Annotated in this window: 15 protein-coding genes; 6 read left to right on the forward strand and 9 right to left on the reverse strand. The window is 71.6% G+C overall.

Features of this window, described 5'->3' with window-relative positions:
- Positions 1–24: 24 nt before the first annotated feature.
- From ACWDRW_RS06195 to ACWDRW_RS06205, 3 genes are all read right to left on the reverse strand, one after another.
- Positions 25–273, reverse strand: coding sequence for a hypothetical protein (locus ACWDRW_RS06195; RefSeq protein ID WP_451720822.1), 249 nt, complete (start codon positions 271–273; stop codon positions 25–27).
- The gene (locus ACWDRW_RS06200) at positions 270–773 is read right to left on the reverse strand and encodes a sigma factor-like helix-turn-helix DNA-binding protein (protein WP_451720824.1); all 504 of its coding nucleotides are present in this window, start codon (positions 771–773) and stop codon (positions 270–272) included. The genes ACWDRW_RS06195 and ACWDRW_RS06200 overlap by 4 nt, the downstream gene beginning before the upstream one ends.
- Positions 774–927: 154 nt before the next feature.
- On the reverse strand, positions 928–1,434 hold the full coding sequence (locus ACWDRW_RS06205; protein ID WP_451720948.1) for a MarR family winged helix-turn-helix transcriptional regulator: 507 nt from the start codon (positions 1,432–1,434) through the stop codon (positions 928–930).
- 161 nt (positions 1,435–1,595) lie between these two features.
- Here ACWDRW_RS06205 and ilvA point away from each other — a divergent pair, with 161 nt between their 5' ends.
- From ilvA to ACWDRW_RS06220, 3 genes are all read left to right on the forward strand, one after another.
- The gene (ilvA, locus tag ACWDRW_RS06210) at positions 1,596–2,825 is read left to right on the forward strand and encodes a threonine ammonia-lyase (RefSeq protein WP_451720826.1); all 1,230 of its coding nucleotides are present in this window, start codon (positions 1,596–1,598) and stop codon (positions 2,823–2,825) included.
- A 134-nt stretch (positions 2,826–2,959) separates the two neighbouring features.
- The gene (locus tag ACWDRW_RS06215; RefSeq protein ID WP_451720828.1) at positions 2,960–3,937 is read left to right on the forward strand and encodes an ATP-binding cassette domain-containing protein; all 978 of its coding nucleotides are present in this window, start codon (positions 2,960–2,962) and stop codon (positions 3,935–3,937) included.
- Complete coding sequence (locus ACWDRW_RS06220; RefSeq protein ID WP_451720830.1) at positions 3,934–4,740, forward strand: ABC transporter permease; 807 nt, start codon at positions 3,934–3,936, stop codon at positions 4,738–4,740. The genes ACWDRW_RS06215 and ACWDRW_RS06220 overlap by 4 nt, the downstream gene beginning before the upstream one ends.
- 92 nt (positions 4,741–4,832) lie before the next feature.
- Here the strand turns inward: ACWDRW_RS06220 and greA are convergent, their stop codons facing one another.
- On the reverse strand, positions 4,833–5,333 hold the full coding sequence (gene greA, locus ACWDRW_RS06225; protein WP_451720832.1) for a transcription elongation factor GreA: 501 nt from the start codon (positions 5,331–5,333) through the stop codon (positions 4,833–4,835).
- Positions 5,334–5,524: 191 nt separating this feature from the next.
- Positions 5,525–5,923, reverse strand: coding sequence for a DUF4307 domain-containing protein (locus ACWDRW_RS06230; RefSeq protein WP_451720834.1), 399 nt, complete (start codon positions 5,921–5,923; stop codon positions 5,525–5,527).
- 127 nt (positions 5,924–6,050) lie between these two features.
- On the opposite strand from ACWDRW_RS06230, the gene mca reads away from it, so the two are divergent.
- Positions 6,051–6,932 (forward strand): mycothiol conjugate amidase Mca, encoded by an 882-nt coding sequence (gene mca / locus ACWDRW_RS06235; protein ID WP_451720836.1) that lies wholly within the window; start codon positions 6,051–6,053, stop codon positions 6,930–6,932.
- Positions 6,925–7,167, forward strand: coding sequence for a hypothetical protein (locus ACWDRW_RS06240; protein WP_451720838.1), 243 nt, complete (start codon positions 6,925–6,927; stop codon positions 7,165–7,167). Before mca ends, ACWDRW_RS06240 begins: the two co-directional genes overlap by 8 nt.
- 2 nt (positions 7,168–7,169) lie before the next feature.
- Here ACWDRW_RS06240 and ACWDRW_RS06245 read toward each other — a convergent pair whose 3' ends face one another.
- From ACWDRW_RS06245 to ACWDRW_RS06260, 4 genes are all read right to left on the reverse strand, one after another.
- Entirely contained in the window at positions 7,170–8,141 is a 972-nt protein-coding gene (locus ACWDRW_RS06245) for a hypothetical protein (protein ID WP_451720840.1), read from the reverse strand.
- The gene (locus tag ACWDRW_RS06250) at positions 8,138–9,445 is read right to left on the reverse strand and encodes a CHAT domain-containing protein (RefSeq protein WP_451720842.1); all 1,308 of its coding nucleotides are present in this window, start codon (positions 9,443–9,445) and stop codon (positions 8,138–8,140) included. Before ACWDRW_RS06250 ends, ACWDRW_RS06245 begins: the two co-directional genes overlap by 4 nt.
- A gap of 7 nt (positions 9,446–9,452) precedes the next feature.
- Positions 9,453–12,182, reverse strand: coding sequence for an AAA family ATPase (locus ACWDRW_RS06255; RefSeq protein WP_451720844.1), 2,730 nt, complete (start codon positions 12,180–12,182; stop codon positions 9,453–9,455).
- Between the two features lie 73 nt (positions 12,183–12,255).
- On the reverse strand, positions 12,256–15,453 hold the full coding sequence (locus ACWDRW_RS06260; RefSeq protein WP_451720846.1) for a tetratricopeptide repeat protein: 3,198 nt from the start codon (positions 15,451–15,453) through the stop codon (positions 12,256–12,258).
- A gap of 139 nt (positions 15,454–15,592) precedes the next feature.
- On the opposite strand from ACWDRW_RS06260, the gene ACWDRW_RS06265 reads away from it, so the two are divergent.
- Positions 15,593–17,623: a thioredoxin domain-containing protein gene (locus ACWDRW_RS06265; RefSeq protein WP_451720848.1), complete on the forward strand. Its 2,031-nt coding sequence runs from the start codon at positions 15,593–15,595 to the stop codon at positions 17,621–17,623.
- Positions 17,624–17,779: the final 156 nt, after the last annotated feature.

Consider the following 17,779-nt stretch of genomic DNA (forward strand, 5'->3'; position numbering starts at 1 on the left):
ACCCGCCGGTGTCACACCGGCCGGTCACCATCCGGTCAGTGGTGGAGTCGTCTCCGACGGCGGCTCCACCCAGGGGTGTGCGGTCAGCGCCCACACCAGGAACGCCACCGTCGCGGCCAGCATCAGCAGCCACATCAGCCGGCGGGCGGCCCGGCGGCGCCGGAGCATCCGCCCGCCGCGCCGGACGCAGTCCCCGTACAGGTCGGGCGGTACGGCGGGTGACGTGCGCTCCATGATCCGCCGTACGGCGGCCTCGCGTTCGGTCCGTTTCATGACGCGGCCGCCCTCGCCCGTACGACCGCGGGGGCGGGCCCGCGCGGAGGGTGCAGCAGGGTCGCCGTGGCCCGGTCGCACAGGGTCCGCACGCGCTCGGTGGGCAGTCCCAGCAGGGCCGCCGTCTGTTCCTCGGCGACCCCCTCGTACAGCCGGAGCACCAGGACGAGACGTTCCTGCGGGCTCAGCACGGCCAGTGGGCTCTCGGGGTGCGGGCGGGCCCGGCCGAGACCGCCGTACTGGTGCCACGCCCCGCGCGCGAAGCGGGTGGCCAGATACTGCCGGGCGTGGTCGTAGGGATCCTCGCCGCGCAGCCGATCCCAGACCGCGTACGTGTGGGCGAGGGCGAGCGTCAGCAGGCGCCGCGCGCGAGGGTGGTCGGCCGGTGACTCCGCCGTGAGCAGCACGGCGGTGTGCAGCAGCCGGCCCGCCGCGCCCGCGACGAACGCCTCGAACTCCCGGGCCCGGCGGGCGTCCTGGAACGCAAGCCGTTCTCGCACCGCGCCTCCTGCCTGAGGGCGACCCCCTGAGTCAGCGGATCCCGGCCACGTACGGGCGTACGAAGGGGACCCGGTTTCATATGAGGCCAGGGGCGGCCCGGGGTCAAGAGCCGGGCGGCACGCGCGTGTGCGGATCCTCAGGCGGTTGGGATCCTCAGGAGGCCGGTGCCGGTTCCGCGCCCGGCACGCCGTGGGCGGCCATACGGGCGGAGAGCGCGGTGTTGAAGCGTGTGAGGAGCGTGCAGAAGGCCTCGCGCTCCTCCGGCGCCCAGTCGTGTGTCAGCTCGGCCATCAACTGACGCCTGGAGGACCGTACTTCCTCGAGGCGGGACTGCCCGCGCGGGGAGAGCTGGAGCACCACGGCCCGGCCGTCCTCGGGGTGCGAGGTGCGCTTGACCAGCCCGGTGTCCACGAGCGGAGCCACCTGCCGGGTGACCGTCGACGAGTCGATCCCCATGCTCGCGGCGAGCGCCTTGACCCCCATGGGGCCTTCCTTGTCCAGGCGGTTGAGCAGCAGGTATGCGGCGCGGTCCATGGAGTTGCGCACCTGCCCGACCCCGCCGAGACGGGTCTGTTCGGCACGACGGGCGAACACCGCCACCTCGTGCTGCAGCGTGTCGAGGAGACCGGTGTCACCGACGGTCGACATGTCCATCGACATTCCAGGTGTTGTGGGCATGGCCGGGGGCTCACTTCATGAAGGGTGCTGGGTTGGGGGACAGGGTACGGGGTCGGGAGGCGGGCCGTACCGGCGCTGCGCAAACCCGTCTCGGTGGTTGGTCACACCGGGAGTGCGCCCGTGTGAACTGCGAGACTTGGGTCATGAGCTACCGCAAGGCCGACCTGCTGCCCCCGGTGACGCTCGACGACGTGCGCGGCGCCCAGAAGATGCTCACGGGCGTGGCTCGGATGACGGCGATGGAGGGCAGCCGGCACCTGTCCCAGCTGGTGGGCGCGCCGGTGCATCTCAAGTGCGAGAACCTCCAGCGGACCGGCTCGTTCAAGCTGCGCGGCGCCTACGTCCGGATCGCCGGGCTGCTGCCGGAGGAGCGGGCCGCCGGGGTCGTCGCGGCCAGCGCCGGGAACCACGCGCAGGGGGTGGCGCTGGCGTCCTCCCTGCTCGGGGTGCGGTCGACGGTGTTCATGCCGAAGGGCGCCCCGCTGCCGAAGATCAGCGCGACCCGGGACTACGGCGCCGAGGTGCGCCTGCACGGCCAGGTCGTCGACGAGACGCTGGCCGCCGCGCAGGAGTACGCGGCCGAGACCGGTGCGGTGTTCATCCACCCCTTCGACCACGCCGACATCATCGCGGGCCAGGGCACGGTCGGCCTGGAGATCCTGGAGCAGTGCCCGGAGGTGCGCACGATCGTCGTCGGCATCGGCGGCGGCGGGCTCGCGGCGGGTATCGCGGTCGCGGTGAAGGCGATCCGGCCCGACGTGCGGATCGTGGGTGTGCAGGCGGCCGGCGCGGCGGCGTATCCGCCGTCGCTGGCGGCCGGGCGTCCGGTGTCGGTGCGGAACCCGGCGACGATGGCCGACGGCATCAAGGTCGGGCGGCCCGGCGATGTGCCGTTCCGGATCATCGGCGATCTGGTGGACGAGGTCCGCACGGTCACCGAGGACGAGCTGTCCACGGCGCTGCTGCTGTGCCTGGAGCGGGCCAAGCTGCTCGTGGAACCGGCCGGGGCGAGCCCGGTCGCCGCGCTGCTGAGCGATCCCCTCTCCTTCGGGGGCCCGGTGGTCGCGGTGCTGTCCGGCGGCAACGTCGACCCGGTGCTGATGCAGCGGGTGCTGCGGCACGGCATGGCCGCGCAGGGCCGCTACCTGGCCGTACGGCTGCGGCTCACGGACCGTCCGGGGGCGCTCGCGACGCTGCTCGGGGTGTTGTCGGCGGTGGACGCCAACGTCCTCGACGTGAGCCATGTGCGCACCGATCCCCGGCTCGGGCTCACGGAGGCGGAGGTCGAGCTGCACCTGGAGACGAAGGGGCCGGCGCACTGCTCCGAGGTCGGGCAGGCCCTGCGCGAGGCCGGCTACACGGTCATCGACTGAGGCCGGATCCGTCTGAGTCACTCGTTCGAGTAACTCCATTGAGAGACGCGATACATCGCGTTATGGTCTGTGTCACGGAACACCTCGCACACACCCAGGCTTACCGAAGAATCCCCGACGACGCGGAGACTCATATGCCAGGCGCCATCCATGCCGAAGGTCTGGTGAAGACCTTCGGCGACATAAGGGCACTGGACGGTGTCGACCTCGATGTGCCGGAAGGCACCGTCCTGGGCCTGCTCGGGCCGAACGGCGCGGGCAAGACCACCACCGTCCGCTGTCTGACGACCCTGCTGCGCCCCGACAGCGGCAAGGCCGTCGTCGCCGGTGTCGACGTGCTCAAGCACCCCGACGCCGTGCGCCGCTCCATCGGTCTGTCCGGCCAGTTCGCCGCGGTCGACGAGTATCTGACCGGCCGCGAGAACCTCCAGATGGTGGGTCAGCTCTACCAGATGAAGGCGAAGGCGGCCAAGGCCCGCGCGCAGGAGCTGCTGGAGCAGTTCGACCTCGCCGAGGCCGCCGACCGTCCCACCAAGACCTACTCGGGCGGGATGCGCCGCCGCCTCGACCTCGCGGCGGCCCTGGTGGTCTCGCCGCCCGTGATGTTCATGGACGAGCCGACCACCGGCCTCGACCCGCGCAACCGGCAACTGCTGTGGGACGTCATCAAGCGGCTCGTCTCCGGCGGGACGACCCTGCTGCTGACCACCCAGTATCTGGAGGAGGCCGACCACCTGGCGCATGACATCGCTGTCGTGGACCACGGCCGTGTCATCGCCCAGGGCACCTCCGACGAGCTCAAGGCACGCACCGGCGGCGAGCGCGTCGAGGTCGTGGTGCACGAGCGCGAGCACATACGGAGCGCGTCCGAGGTGCTCAGCGGCTTCGGCAAGGGCGAGACCACCGTCGAGGACCACATGCGCAAGCTCACGGTCCCGGTCACCGGCGGCGCGAAGCTCCTCGCCGAGGTCATCCGCGAGCTGGACGCCCGCGGTATCGAGATCGACGACATCGGCCTGCGCCGCCCGACCCTCGACGACGTCTTCCTGTCCCTGACGGGACACGTGGCCGAGGCGAAGGACGAGGAGACCGGGAAGGAGCAGGCCGCATGAGTTCCGCTACTGACGCGCTGGTCATCGCCCGCAGGAACCTGATTCGCATGACCAGGATCCCTGAGATGATCCTGTTCGGTGTCATCCAGCCGGTGATGTTCGTGGTCCTGTTCACGTACGTCTTCGGCGGCTCGATGAGCGTCGGCGGGAGCACCGACCCGGACGTCTACACCAACTTCCTGATGGCCGGCATCTTCGCTCAGACGGTGACCTTCGCGACCGCGGGGTCGGCGGCCGGCATCGCGGACGACATGCAGAAGGGGCTCGTCGATCGCTTCCGCTCGCTGCCGATGGCCCGCGGTGCGGTGCTGACGGGCCGGACCGTCGCGGACCTCGTGCAGACGTGCATCACGCTGTTCGTCCTCGCGATCGTGGCGCTGCTGGTGGGCTGGCGTACCGGCTCGGCGGAGCCGACCAACGCGGGCCGGGTCGCGGCGGCCTTCGGCCTTCTGCTTCTCCTCGGCTACGCCTTCACCTGGATCGGGGCCCTGATCGGGCTCTCGGTCCGGACTCCGGAGGCGGCCACCTCCGGCGGGATCATCTGGCTGTTCCCGGTGACGTTCATCTCGAACGCCTTCGTCGACTCCAGCCAGATGACGCCCTGGCTCCGGCATGTGGCCGAGTGGAACCCGTTCAGCGCGACGGTGCAGGCGTGCCGTGAGCTGTTCGGCAATCCGGGGGTGGTCCAGTCCGATGCCTGGCCCATGCAGCATCCGGTCTGGGCGTCCCTGATCTGGTCCGTGGTGATCGTCGCGCTCTTCCGGACGCTGGCGGTGCGGAAGTACCGCTCGGCGGACGGCTGATCGCCCGCTGCGGTACGGCATGACGACGCCCCCGGCGTCACGCGCGGGTCGCGCGGACGCCGGGGGCGGGTCAAGGGCGTGCGGGAGTGCGGTCAGCCGCTGTAGGGCTCGGCCTTCAGGATCCGCACCGAGGCCTTCTTGCCGTTCGGCAACTCGTACTCCGCGTCCTCGCCGACCTTGTGGCCGATCACGCCGGCCCCCAGCGGCGACTGCGGGGAGTAGGTCTCGATGTCGGCGCTCGCGTACTCGCGCGAGGCGAGCAGGAAGGACAGGGTGTCGTCCTCGTCACCGTCGAAGGCGATCGTCACGACCATGCCGGGCGCGACCTCGCCCTCCGCGGAGGTCGGAGCCTCGCCGACCTGGGCGTTCTCGAGGAGCTGGGTCAGCTGGCGCACACGGAGCTCCTGCTTGCCCTGCTCCTCCTTGGCCGCGTGGTACCCGCCGTTCTCGCGCAGGTCGCCCTCCTCGCGCGCGGCCGCGATCTTGGCGGCGATCTCCGTGCGCGCAGGACCAGTAAGGTACTCAAGCTCGTCCTTGAGCTTGTTGTACGCCTCCTGGGTCAGCCAGGTGACGGACTCGCTGGTCTGGGTCACAGGTGCTCCTCGTCGGTACTGGGAATACAAAGCATCGCCCTACCCAGAAGAATGTTCCTTCACGGAAGGGCGAAACCACGAGCCTAACAATTCAATGGCTCCAGGGGGAGGACATAAGCCACCAGAATTACGTCAACGCAGGTCAGCGCCTACGCAATGTGAGGGAAACCGCTCCCGTGGACCCGTTCGGGTCAGTCGGCGTGGCACCCCAGCAGCTCGGCGGTCGTGCCCGTCGAGGTCGTACGCAGCGTGACGACCTTGTCGATCCGGGTGGCGTCCCCGTCGAACCGGAAATCCGCCCGGCCCACCTCGGCGCCGTCCTCCGCCTGCGAGCGGATCGTGCAGTAGCCGGAGGCACCGGCGTCCTTGCGGACCTCCAGATGCACCTTCACCGCGCTCCGGGTGAAGTCGTACTCGATGACCTCGGCGCTGATCTTGTTCTGGCCGACGTAGTGGTAGCCGAAGTACCCCGTCAGCACGACGAGCAGGGCCCCGAAGACGGCGCCGGCGAGCTTGAGCCTGCGGTCGGCGCGCTCGTCCGAGGAGCGCCCGTACCGGCCCTCGGGCAGTCGCGTGCTCGCCGTGGTCATGATCGTCCTCTCGGCGGGGCGGGCCGTGGAGCGGGCCCAGGAATTATTCGGCCCCCGATTCGGTCACTATAGAAGCCGCCGTATGCGCCCGTTCACACCGGGGGCGCCGACCGACGAGGATTGAGTCTTGACTGACCAGCTGCGACTGATGGCCGTGCACGCCCACCCCGACGACGAGTCGAGCAAGGGCGCGGCCACCATGGCGAAGTACGTGTCCGAGGGGGTGGACGTGCTGGTCGTGACCTGCACGGGCGGGGAGCGCGGCTCCATCCTCAATCCCAAGCTCCAGGGCGACAAGTACATCGAGGAGCACATCCACGAGGTACGCAAGAAGGAGATGGACGAGGCTCGCGAGATCCTCGGGGTGAAGCAGGAATGGCTCGGCTTCGTCGACTCCGGCCTGCCTGAGGGCGACCCGCTGCCCCCGCTGCCGGAGGGCTGCTTCGCTCTGGAGGACGTCGACAAGGCGGCCGGCGAGCTGGTGAGGAAGATCCGCGCGTTCCGTCCCCAGGTGATCACCACCTACGACGAGAACGGTGGTTACCCGCACCCCGACCACATCATGACCCACAAGATCTCGATGGTGGCCTTCGAGGGCGCCGCGGACACCGAGAAGTACCCGGAGGCCGAGTTCGGCCCGGCGTACCAGCCGCGGAAGCTCTACTACAACCAGGGCTTCAACCGCCCCCGCACCGAGGCGCTGCACCAGGCGATGCTGGACCGCGGCCTGGAGTCGCCCTACGGGGAGTGGCTCAAGCGGTGGGACGAGTTCGAGCGCACCGAGCGCACGCTGACCACGCACGTCCCGTGCGCCGACTTCTTCGAGATCCGCGACAAGGCCCTGATCGCGCACGCCACGCAGATCGACCCCGACGGCGGCTGGTTCCGGGTGCCGATGGAGCTGCAGCGGGAGGTCTGGCCGACGGAGGAGTACGAGCTGGCGAAGTCCCTCGTCGCTACCTCCCTCCCCGAGGACGACCTCTTCGCGGGCGTCCGCGACAATGCCTGACATGAGCGCAAGCGCAAGCCTGGCAATGACGCACCTCGCCACCCTCGCCAAGGAGGTCGACGAGGACAAGGTCACCCCCGGCGTCCTCGGCTTCATCGTCTTCGCGGTGATGGCCCTGGCGGTGTGGGGCCTGATGAAGTCCATGAACAAGCACATGAGCAAGGTCGCCTTCACGGAGGCCCCGGACCCGGAGGCGGACGCCCCTGCCGAGGGCTCCGCCAAGGTGAAGGACTGAGCTCACCGCGCGTGCTCGGCCAGCGACAGCAGCAGATGTGCCGACTCCGGCCGTACGTGGTCGGAGTGGGCGCCTGACCAGCCGCGTCGCCGTACGAACACGTCCGAGGCGTCCACGCTGACGAACCGGTGGTCGAGGGCGTGGCGCGGATACGACTCGGCCACGCCCAACATCCTGATAGCGGAGACCGGCGCGGGCGCGGTGCCGATGCCTGCGTGACCGACCCCCACCCGTTTCTCGGCCCGCATATGCCAGAAGCCGGTGGCGAGGTCGGCCTGCGCGTAGGTCACCACGACCGGACCGTGCAGCGGGGCATCGTCGAGAGCGGGGAACAGCGTCGCGAAGGCGTCGCGCGGCGCGGCCATCTGGAACAGCAGCATCGAGTCCGCGGTGAACGGCCGGTCCGGCGGCCGGGGCGTGCTCCACCCCAGCGTGCCCGGCCCCTCCGCGGCCCACCCCACCGCCTCGCACAGCACCCGGCAGCCGAAGGAATGCCCGACGAGGTGCAGATACTGCCCGTCGCGGTTGGCGAGCACCGCGGGCGCGGCCGGGTCCCCGCGCCGGGCGTCGAGATACCCGAGCAGCTGCCCGATGACCTGCCCCGCATGCCCCTCCGTGCTCAACGCGTGCGCACGGTCCCGCATCTTCCGGTACTCGCCCATCCCACGCCGCTTCCCCGAGGGCCAGCACAGCAGCAAAGTCCATGGCCGCCACTCGGGCAGCCCGGGGTAGCGAGAGCGCGTGTACCGCTCGGTGGTGTGCGCCAGCAGACCCTCGACCATCGCGCGGGCGTCCTCGGGTGGGGTGCGCCAACCGTGCGTGTACACGATCAGATCGGTGGCCCACTCAGGCGGGGACAGCTCCTCGGTGAAGTGGTCGAGCAGCCGGTCGGCGGGTACGGGCCGCAGTCCTGCGGCGGTGTGTTCCAGCAGTCGGCCATCGGGCCCGAGGCGGACTTCATGGACGTCGCTCATACGGCGGCCTCCTGGTCGGCGGCGCGATCGACGCGATCGAGGCGAGTGTCCATGCCGTGGTGCAGGGCGTAAGCGAAACCGAGGGGGTTGTGCAGGACGTCGGCGAAGTGGCGGGCGACGGCATGCGCGATACGGCCGGCCGTCTCGGTGCCGTTCAAATAGCGGGTGAGAAACTCCAGGGCGTACTCGGCCGCGAACGCCTGTGGCATCTCGATCTGCGGGCCCAGGACACCTCGCGCGCCCGCGTCGATCAGCGCGTGGCTGAGGAACTTGTGGTCACCGCCGCCCTCGGGCACTCCGGCGTGGCAGGCGTTGAGCACGACGAAGGGCTGGAACGGCGTCTCGCTGCCGAAGCGGCGCCTGCGGTCCCGTACCGTCTGGGCGTCGATGGTCGTGCTGTCGGTCAGCCGGAGGGCGAGGGCGGGGGGCTGGGAGCCGCTGGCCACGAAGTGGCCGTGGCACCAGAAGTACATCAACTGCTCGCAGAGGTCTTCCTCTTCCAATGCCGCGATCAGCTCGCGACGTGTGGTGCGCTCCACGAAGCGAGTGCCCTTGCTGAGCACGGCGGCGACCTCCGCGGCCCGGGTGCTGCCCCTGCGGTCGACGCGGGTGTCGTGGTTGAGGCTGACGGACGGCACGTCAGGGGTGTCGCGCAGTCCGACGAGCCAGGGGTAGGCGCCGCCGGTCTGCTCGATCTGGTGGCGGTGCCCGAGAAAGCGGCGGAAGAGATGGGGAAGGGCGCCAGAGGTGGGGTCGGCTGCCAGGTCGTCCGGCTCGAGGCACACCATCGGCCAGGGCACGTGCAGGTCCGAGTCGAAACGGACCCGCAGACCCTCACACAGGCCGAGGGCCTCGGTGAGATAGCCGCGGAAGCGTTCGACACGCGGGTCGGGGGAGCCGAGGAGAGTGCCGTACAGCAACTCGGTCCCGGCGAGCGTGAGTTCGCTGACGATGCCGAACACCTCCATGACCGGGCGGGAACGCAGGTCGACGAGGGAGGCGTACGGCGTCAGGGGGCGTCCGTCCTCGTCCACCGGCTGGTGATCCACGAGGTGTTCCTTCCACTGCCGGCACAACCGGGCGGCGGCCACCCGTACGTCGGCGGGGCGTACCGCGAGGTCCACCCGGTGCTCGGTGCCGTGCAGCGAGGGGACGGCGGGGCCGTACAGCCGGGCCCGGATTCGGTCCTCGCCGAGGCTGTCCAGGCATACGGTGACGTCGGGACCGCGGGTCAGCCGGTCGGGGAGGGTGGTGAAACCGCGGCTGGGGTCCTGGACGACGTGGACGTGCAGTTCGGTGGGCATGGCCGGGCTACCGTCCGCGGGGGATGACCGCGTGCGGCGCTGTGTGGCTGCCCGGCTGGTCGTTGTCGAGGATGTCGAGTTCTGTTTCCACTTGCTGCAGGACTGTCCCGGTGCGTTCGAGGGCGATGGTGAACCGGAGGCGGTGGGTTCCGGTGCGGTGGGGGGTGAAGTCGAACTCCGCGCCGTGTTGCGCGGAGGGGCGCAGGAGAGCGGAGGCCGGTTCGACGGAGGCGCGGGTGACGGGGAGGGCGGTTGCGGTGAGCCAGGGCGCGGACGCGGAGGCCCAGGGGTGTCCCGGCTCCGGTACGACGCGCAGCAGGAGGCAGGCGGTCGTGCCGGCGGTGGGGGAGTCGTCGAGGAGGGTGATGCGGACGCGGCATCCGGGGCCGTTGCGGCCGGGGAGACCGGCGTGGTCGGCGGCCGTCGAGTCGATGACGACGAGGTCGCGGGCGAGGAACGGGATGCCACGGCCGCCCAAGGGACCGCCGTCGACACAGAACCCCTCGACGTCACGCATAAGTTCGTCCCGGTCCGGCAGTCCCGGAGGCAGCAGGGCGGTCAGCGCCGCGGAGTCCGGCCGCGTCGGGGGATCGCGCCGGACGGCACGTACGGCCTCCACCCAGACCGAGCCCCGTACGTCGGACAAGGCGCGGAAGTCCGACTCCGCCAGGTGCAGCAGATACCGCGCCGTGTCCGGAGAAGGGGAGCGCGCCGCGAGCTCCAGTCCCGTCCACGCGAGACCACGGGTGCAGCCGGTCTTCAGGAACTGTTCGTAGACGAGTTCCCACTGCTTCCTGTCCTCGTCGGCGGTCATGGGCCCGAGCAACGCGAGCCGATGACGGGCCCAGGCCGAGCCGAGCATGTCCTGCCCGCTGACCAGGTGGACGTCGGCCTGGCCCAGCGTCGTGCGCGCGGCCCCCAAGGTGCCTGCCACGGCGTACTGGATCGCCAGGAACAGCTTCGTCCAGCCCGTGCCGCGCGGGTCGTCGGCCTTCGCGTGCGCCGCCAGCGTGCGGCGCGCGTCCGGGTCCGTGCTGAGGGCTCCGGGAAGCCTCATGCGCTCGGTGGCCACCCAGTTCACGCCTCGCCGGTCGCCGACCGACCGGAGCGTCTGCTCGGCCTGTGCCAGCAACCCCTCGCCCTCGGCGGCGAACCCACGCATCAGATACGTCCGGGCCAGGTGAAGCAGCGCCCATCCGTACCCGCGACGACAGTCGAACCTCCGGTGCAGTCCGACGGCGGTCCGCAGCAGCCCCTCGGCGCCGCGCGCATCGCCCTGGTCGCACAGCACGGCACCTCGGACGAGGCTGTGCCAGGCCGCGTGAATGTCGTCGGCTTCGGGTGGCCGGACCTCCAGCGCGGCCAGGGCATCGGTCAGCCGCCCCGCCTGGTACTCGACGGCGGCCCGTGCGTGGACGGCGTGGGCGCTGCCGTCACCACTGAGCAGGATCCGGGCGTGATCAGGCATGCCCATGTCGCGGGCGATCGCGGCCAGCGCCCGGGACACCCGGATATCCACCTCGCCCAACTGCCGGTAGAGCCACACCAGGCGGTGCGCGTCTCCGAGCACGGCGAGGACAGGGGCCAGCGCACCCGCAATGTGCAGTCGTTGGCGTAAGGGAGCCCGGTCGTCGGCGACGAGATCCAGGAACTCGTCGGCGTAAGAGGCGACGTCAGGCGGGCCGAACTGCCCGGCAGGCGCTACGTCGTCCCCGCCCCCTCCCTCCAGCAGATGCGCCGAGTGCTCCAGACACGCCCTGGCGTCCTCGGCCAGCTGCGACCGCACCGGCTGACCCGGACGGGCCCGGGCCCGCACCGCGTCGGCGAGCGGTGCCGACAGGACGAACTCCCCCGTCTCCTCGCTCCACCGCTGCACCAGCTGCCGCCGCAGCAGCCCGTTGACCGTTGCCGCAGCGTCGGGCGACGGGGAGAGCAGCCGCACCAGCGACTCCACCGTGCGGAGGGTGAAGGGGGCGCCGGACTCCCGCAGAGTGAGGAGTTCCAGCACGCGGTACTCGTCGAGGGAGCACCGCTCCAGGGCCAGTGCCATCAGCGCGTCCGGTCCCTCGACCTCCCTGGGGATCTCACGCAGGCCGTCCTTCACAAGCGCTCCGGCGATACGCGCAAGGCTCGGCAGGCCGCGCGACGCGGTCGTCAACTGGGCCAGCGGTTCCGCCGAATCCGTCCGGGCGACGGTCGCGGCGACCACCAACGCGTCAACGTTCTCCAGCGGCCGGACCTCGTGCAGATGGCTGCTCCTGGGCCAGCCCGACGGCTCACGTGTGGTGACGAAGACCGTAAGCCGGTGGCAGCGCCGTAACGCGGTGAGCAGCGGTCGAGTGGCCGAAGAGTGCACGTCGTCCAGGACGAGGACACGGTCGGTGGCGTACCTGGCGAACTCGTTCCACAGCTCACGGCTGAAAGCCCGGCTCCTCTTCAGGGCCGCCCGCACGATGGGAACGCGGGGTGCCCCCGACTCGGCGAGCAGGCGCAGCAGGATCCGCTCGACGTCCACCGTGTCACCAGGCGAGATCCAATGCACGGGCCGACCCAGGTCCTGGGACACCGCCGCGGCCAGCGCCGACTTCCCGACCCCCGCCGGTCCGTGCAGGACGAGCGGCTGGAGGTGCTCCGCGCCGTCGGCAAGCAGCGACCGCAGCTCGGCGATCTCCCGGTCCCGCCCGGCGAACCCGCTTGCCTCCGGCGGCCCCGTCGGCTCGCGCAGGTCACGTGCCACCCGGCCTCCCTCGCCGAACTCGGTAATGCCACCACGTTCGCAGCCACAGGGGTCCTCCGTCAGCGAATCCCGCTCATGCTCGCCCGGCCTTGACCACATCCACCCCCATGACCTCCCGAGCATGCCGGTTCGGCACCATGCCCAGGCGCCAGGCCTGCCAGCCCGCCTCCAGGTTCACGCCGCGTTCCAGCAACAGCCGGTACGCGCCCACGTACTCGTCCAGCTTCTCGTCCCGGGCCGGATGGCCCCCCCGCGACAGCTGGGTCAGTTCCTCCTGGGCCACCGCCGTGCCGACCTCGACGCCTCCCGGGGCCGCGTAGGGGAGCAGGGTGCAGCGCAGGAAGCGGGCCCAGTCCTCGCCTCGGCGGTCGCCGTAGGACGTGAACAGGCCTGCCGCCTCGTCGCACAGTGACAGTGCCTGTTGGGTGCGGGCGTTGCCCGCCTCCACCACCGCCAGTTCCAGGCAGGTCCACGCCTCGCCGTGCGCCACGCCTATGCGCTGGAAGTCGGCGCGGGCGTCCACCAGGAGCTGGCGGGCGAAGCCGGAGTTGCGCAGTGAGCCGGTCTGGGCCGCGCGCAGGTCTCTCGTCGCCCGCGCCGAGTGGTGGCGGGCGCAGGCCAGGCCGTAGACGTCCCGCATGCGGGAGAACATCGTGCGGGAGCGTTCCAGTTCGCGGACCGCCTGGTCCAGGTTGCCTGTTTCCTCCAGGGCCTGGCCCAGGTAGTAGATCGTCCAGGCCTCGCCGCGGGCGTCCTCGTTGTCGCGGTGCCTCGACGCCGCTTCGCGCAGGCCCTCCACCGCCGCCGGCGCGTCCGCCGCCACCAGGCGGGCACGGGCCAGCTGGGTCAGCGCCCACGCCTCGCCGCGCGCGTCGTGGGTACGGCCGTACAGGTCCAGGGCCGAGCGCAGCTCGCGCTCCGCTCTCGGGACGTCGCCCATGCGCAGGCCCAGCTGGCCGAGCTGGAAGTGGGCCCAGGCCTCGCCGTGCACCGACTCGCCCGCGCGGTGGAGTTCCAGGGAGCGGGTCAGGAGGTCCAGGGCCTCGGACAGGTGCGCTCTGTCCCGTTCCACCGCCGCCAGGGCGTGCATCGTCCAGGCCCGGTCCGTGGCCAGCTGGGGAGGGGTCTGGAGGTCCAGGGCCTCCCTCAGCTTCTTCGCCGCCTCCGTCAACTGGCCCTGGTGGTGCAGGGTGATGCCGAGCGAGCACAGGGCGCGGGCGGCTCCCGCGTCGTGGTGGGCCTCCAGGTAGAGGTCGACCACCGACGCCAGCGTCGTGCGCGCCTTGTCCAGCTCGCCCAGTTGCCGCGCCGCGATGCCCGTGCGCCACTGCACCGAACGCATCAGCAGACCCTGGTCCACCGCCTGGGCCAGCTCGCTGATCTCGCCCAGCCGGTACAGGTCCCCGCGCAGCAGGCAGTAGTCGCACAGCGCGCCCAGCAGCTCCAGCACCGCCGCCTGGTTCACGCCCTCCGCGTGCCGCAGCGCCGAGGTGATGAAGCTCGACTCGTCGTCCAGCCAGCGCAGGGCCTCGTCCAGGGAGGTGAAGCCGTGCGGGCTGAAACGGTCCGAGCGCGTCGACATGTTGCCGTCGACCAGGCGCAGCACCGAGTCCGCCAGATCGGCGTAGTTCACGATCAGCCGCTCCTGCGCCGAGGTGCGCTCGGCCGGCTCCTCCTCGTCCAGGAGGCGGGCGTGGGCGAAGGCGCGGACCAGGTCGTGCAGGCGGTAGCGGCTGCCGCGGACATGGTCGATCAGGCCCGCCTCGGTGAGCGCGACCAGATGACGGGTCGCCTCCGGCTCGTCCGTCGCGAGCAGGGCGGCGGCCGCCGCGGCGCCCAGCGAGGCCCGCCCGGCCAGCGCCAGCCGGCGCAGCAGCCGCCGGGCCGGCTCCGACTGGTCGGTGTAGCACAGCCACAGCACCCGCTCGACCGGTTCCACGGGACCGTACGCGGACAGGTCCGTGGCCAGCCGGCGCGGGGAGCGCGGGCCCAGCGAGGAGCCCGCGATGCGCAGGGCGAGTGGCAGGCCGCCGCACATCTGGCGGATCCGGTCGGCGGATTCGGCGTCGTACGGGCCGGAGGCGTCCTGCGCCACCGCGCTCAGCAGCTCCTCCGCGCCCGCCGCGGCCAGCGGTTCCACCGGCAGCTGGTGCACCCAGGCGGGCAGGTCGGCGGGCAGCTCCAGGGGCGAGCGGGCGGTGACCAGGAGCAGGCTGTCGGACCGCTCGGGCAGCAGGGTGCGCACCTGCTCCGGGTCGCGGGCGTCGTCGAGGACGATCGTGACCGGCAGTCCGGTCAGATGCTGGTGGTACAGCTCGCTCAGCCGCTTGACCTGGTGCTCGGGGGAGGAGCGCTCCCGGAACAGCAGCTGTTCGCGCGGCGCGCCCAGCCGGTTCAGCAGATGCAGCAGGGCGTCCCGCGTCGACAGCGGCGGCTCCTCCGTCGTGTCGCCGCGCAGGTCCACCACACAGGCGCCGCGGAACTGGTCCTTCAGGTCGTGCGCCGCCCGCACCGCCAGCGCCGTACGACCGCTGCCGGGCGCCCCGTGCAGCACGACCACCGTCGGACGGGTCTCCGTGCTCGCGCGCGCCGCCTGCACCCACTGCCGGATCCGCCCCAGCTCCTGGCGCCGGCCCGCGAACGGCTCCTCCGGCTCCGGGAGCTGACCGAAGGACTGCTCCAGCACACTGCGACCGCGGGCCGCCGCGCTCTTGTCGGTACCGCGCAGGGTCGGCTTCGGCCCCGTCGAGGCGCTCAGCACCCGCTGCTGGTCCAGGAACGGCCGGATGCCGCGTACCTCCAGCGCGGTCAGCCACTGCAGCCGCAGCTGCTCGGGACCGCCGGGCTGCCCGACCGCCCCGGCCCGGTGGTGCGCGGCCGGCAGATGCGCCCCGGCCACCTTCACCACCGTCGCCGCGGCGCCGACGACACCCACGGTCACGCCCGCGCCCAGCGCCGTCCCGGTGCCGGTGCCGAGGGCCAGGTCGGCGACCACGGCGGCGACCCCCGCCACCCCGGCCACCAGCAGCGGCGTACCGCTGCCCTCGCGCGCGTACCGCTGCCCGAAGGTGAGCCGGCCGGCCTCCGTCTCCTCGACCGCGCGGCGGTACGCCTCGTACTCCTCCGCCGCGGACGCGGCCATGGCGTCCAGCGCTCCCCGCGCCCGGGACAGCAGCACACCCCCGTCGGTGCGCCCGCCCGAGCGCCGCACCTCCTCCTCCACGGCCCGGGCCAACAGCCGCTCGGCCTCTGCCCGATGGCTGTCCCGCATGTCGTGTCCCCCTCCGGCGGCAACGGCTTTCTTGGTCAAGTGTGCTGCGGACGGGACGCCGTGGGGAGGGGGCGGCAAGATCGAGCTGCTGGGGTGTGCTGTCCTTCGCTCCCCGGGGTACTGCGGCAGGATGGACCTCATGCCGAACCGACTGGCCCATGAGACGTCTCCGTACCTGCTCCAGCACGCCGACAACCCCGTCGACTGGTGGCCCTGGTCGGACGAGGCATTCGAGCGGGCGCGCAGCACCGGCAAACCCGTGCTGCTGAGCGTCGGCTACTCCAGCTGTCACTGGTGTCATGTCATGGCGCACGAATCCTTCGAGGACCAGGACACCGCCGACTACCTCAACGAGCACTTCGTCAACATCAAGGTCGACCGTGAGGAGCGTCCCGACGTGGACGCCGTCTACATGGAGGCCGTGCAGGCGGCGACGGGACAGGGCGGCTGGCCCATGACGGTGTTCCTCACCCCCGACGCCGAGCCCTTCTACTTCGGCACCTACTTCCCGCCCGCGCCCCGGCACGGCATGCCCTCCTTCCGGCAGGTGCTGGAGGGGGTGCGGGAGGCCTGGGACGGGCGGCGGGACGAGGTCTCCGAGGTGGCCGGGAAGATCGTGCGGGACCTCGCCGGACGGGAGATCTCCTACGGCGACAGCCAGGCGCCCGGCGAGGAGGAGCTGGCGCGGGCGCTGCTCGGGCTCACCCGGGAGTACGACGCGCAGCGCGGCGGGTTCGGGGGCGCGCCCAAGTTCCCCCCGTCCATGGTCATCGAGTTCCTGCTCCGCCATCACGCGCGGACCGGGTCCGAGGGGGCGCTGCAGATGGCGTCCGACACCTGTGAGCGGATGGCCCGCGGCGGGATCTACGACCAGCTCGGCGGCGGGTTCGCGCGGTACTCCGTCGACCGTGACTGGGTCGTGCCGCACTTCGAGAAGATGCTCTACGACAACGCCCTGCTGTGCCGGGTGTACGCCCACCTGTGGCGGTCCACCGGTTCCGAGCTGGCCCGGCGGGTGGCGCTGGAGACCGCCGACTTCATGGTGCGGGAACTGCGCACCGCCGAGGGCGGGTTCGCCTCCGCGCTCGACGCCGACAGCGACGACGGCAGCGGCAAGCACGTCGAGGGCGCCTACTACGTCTGGACTCCCCAGCAGCTCCGGGACGTCCTCGGGGACGACGCCGACCTCGCCGCCCAGTACTTCGGCGTGACCGAGGAGGGGACCTTCGAGGAGGGCGCCTCCGTCCTTCAACTCCCGCAGCAGGAAGGCGTCTTCGACGCCGAGAAGGTCGCCCGCGTCCGCGAGCGGCTGCTCTCCGCCCGTGCCGAGCGGCCCGCGCCCGGCCGGGACGACAAGGTCGTCGCCGCCTGGAACGGGCTCGCCATCGCCGCGCTGGCCGAGACCGGCGCCTACTTCGACCGCCCCGACCTCGTCGAGGCCGCGGTGTGCGCCGCCGATCTCCTCGTACGACTGCACCTGGACGAGCAGGTGCGGATCGCCCGTACCAGCAAGGACGGGCAGGTCGGGGCGAACGCCGGGGTGCTGGAGGACTACGCCGACGTCGCCGAGGGGTTCCTCGCGCTCGCGTCCGTCACCGGTGAGGGGGTCTGGCTCGAGTTCGCCGGGTTCCTGCTCGACCATGTGCTCACCCGGTTCGTCGACGAGGAGTCGGGGGCCCTGTTCGACACCGCCGCCGACGCCGAGCGGCTCATCCGGCGGCCGCAGGACCCGACCGACAACGCGGCGCCCTCCGGCTGGACCGCCGCCGCGTCGGCCCTGCTGAGCTATGCCGCGCAGACCGGCGCCGAACCGCATCGCACCGCCGCCGAGCGGGCGCTCGGGGTGGTGAAGGCGCTCGGGCCGCGCGTACCCCGGTTCATCGGCTGGGGGCTCGCCGCCGCCGAGGCACGGCTCGACGGGCCCCGGGAGGTCGCGGTCGTCGGTCCCGCGCTGGACGACCCGGCCACCCGGACCCTGCATCGGACGGCTCTGCTCGGCACCGCGCCCGGTGCCGTCGTCGCCGTGGGGACCACGGACAGTGACGAGTTGCCGCTGCTCGCGGGGCGGCCGTTGGTCGGCGGTGAACCGGCGGCGTACGTCTGCCGTAACTTCACCTGTGACGCCCCGACGACCGACCCGGAGCGACTGCGCGAGGCGCTGAGCGGCTGAAAGGCCGACCGGGAGGGTCCTGTCGGCCTGCCCAAATTGGGCCACTGTTCGGATAACTCCCGCTAGGCGCCGCACCGTTCCGAAACAAGCTATTTATCGGAACACCTCTCGCGCTTCACAGTTCCCCCCTAATCTCTGCACAGTGGCGCGACGGTT

The organism is Streptomyces sp. NPDC003635 (assembly GCF_053587635.1).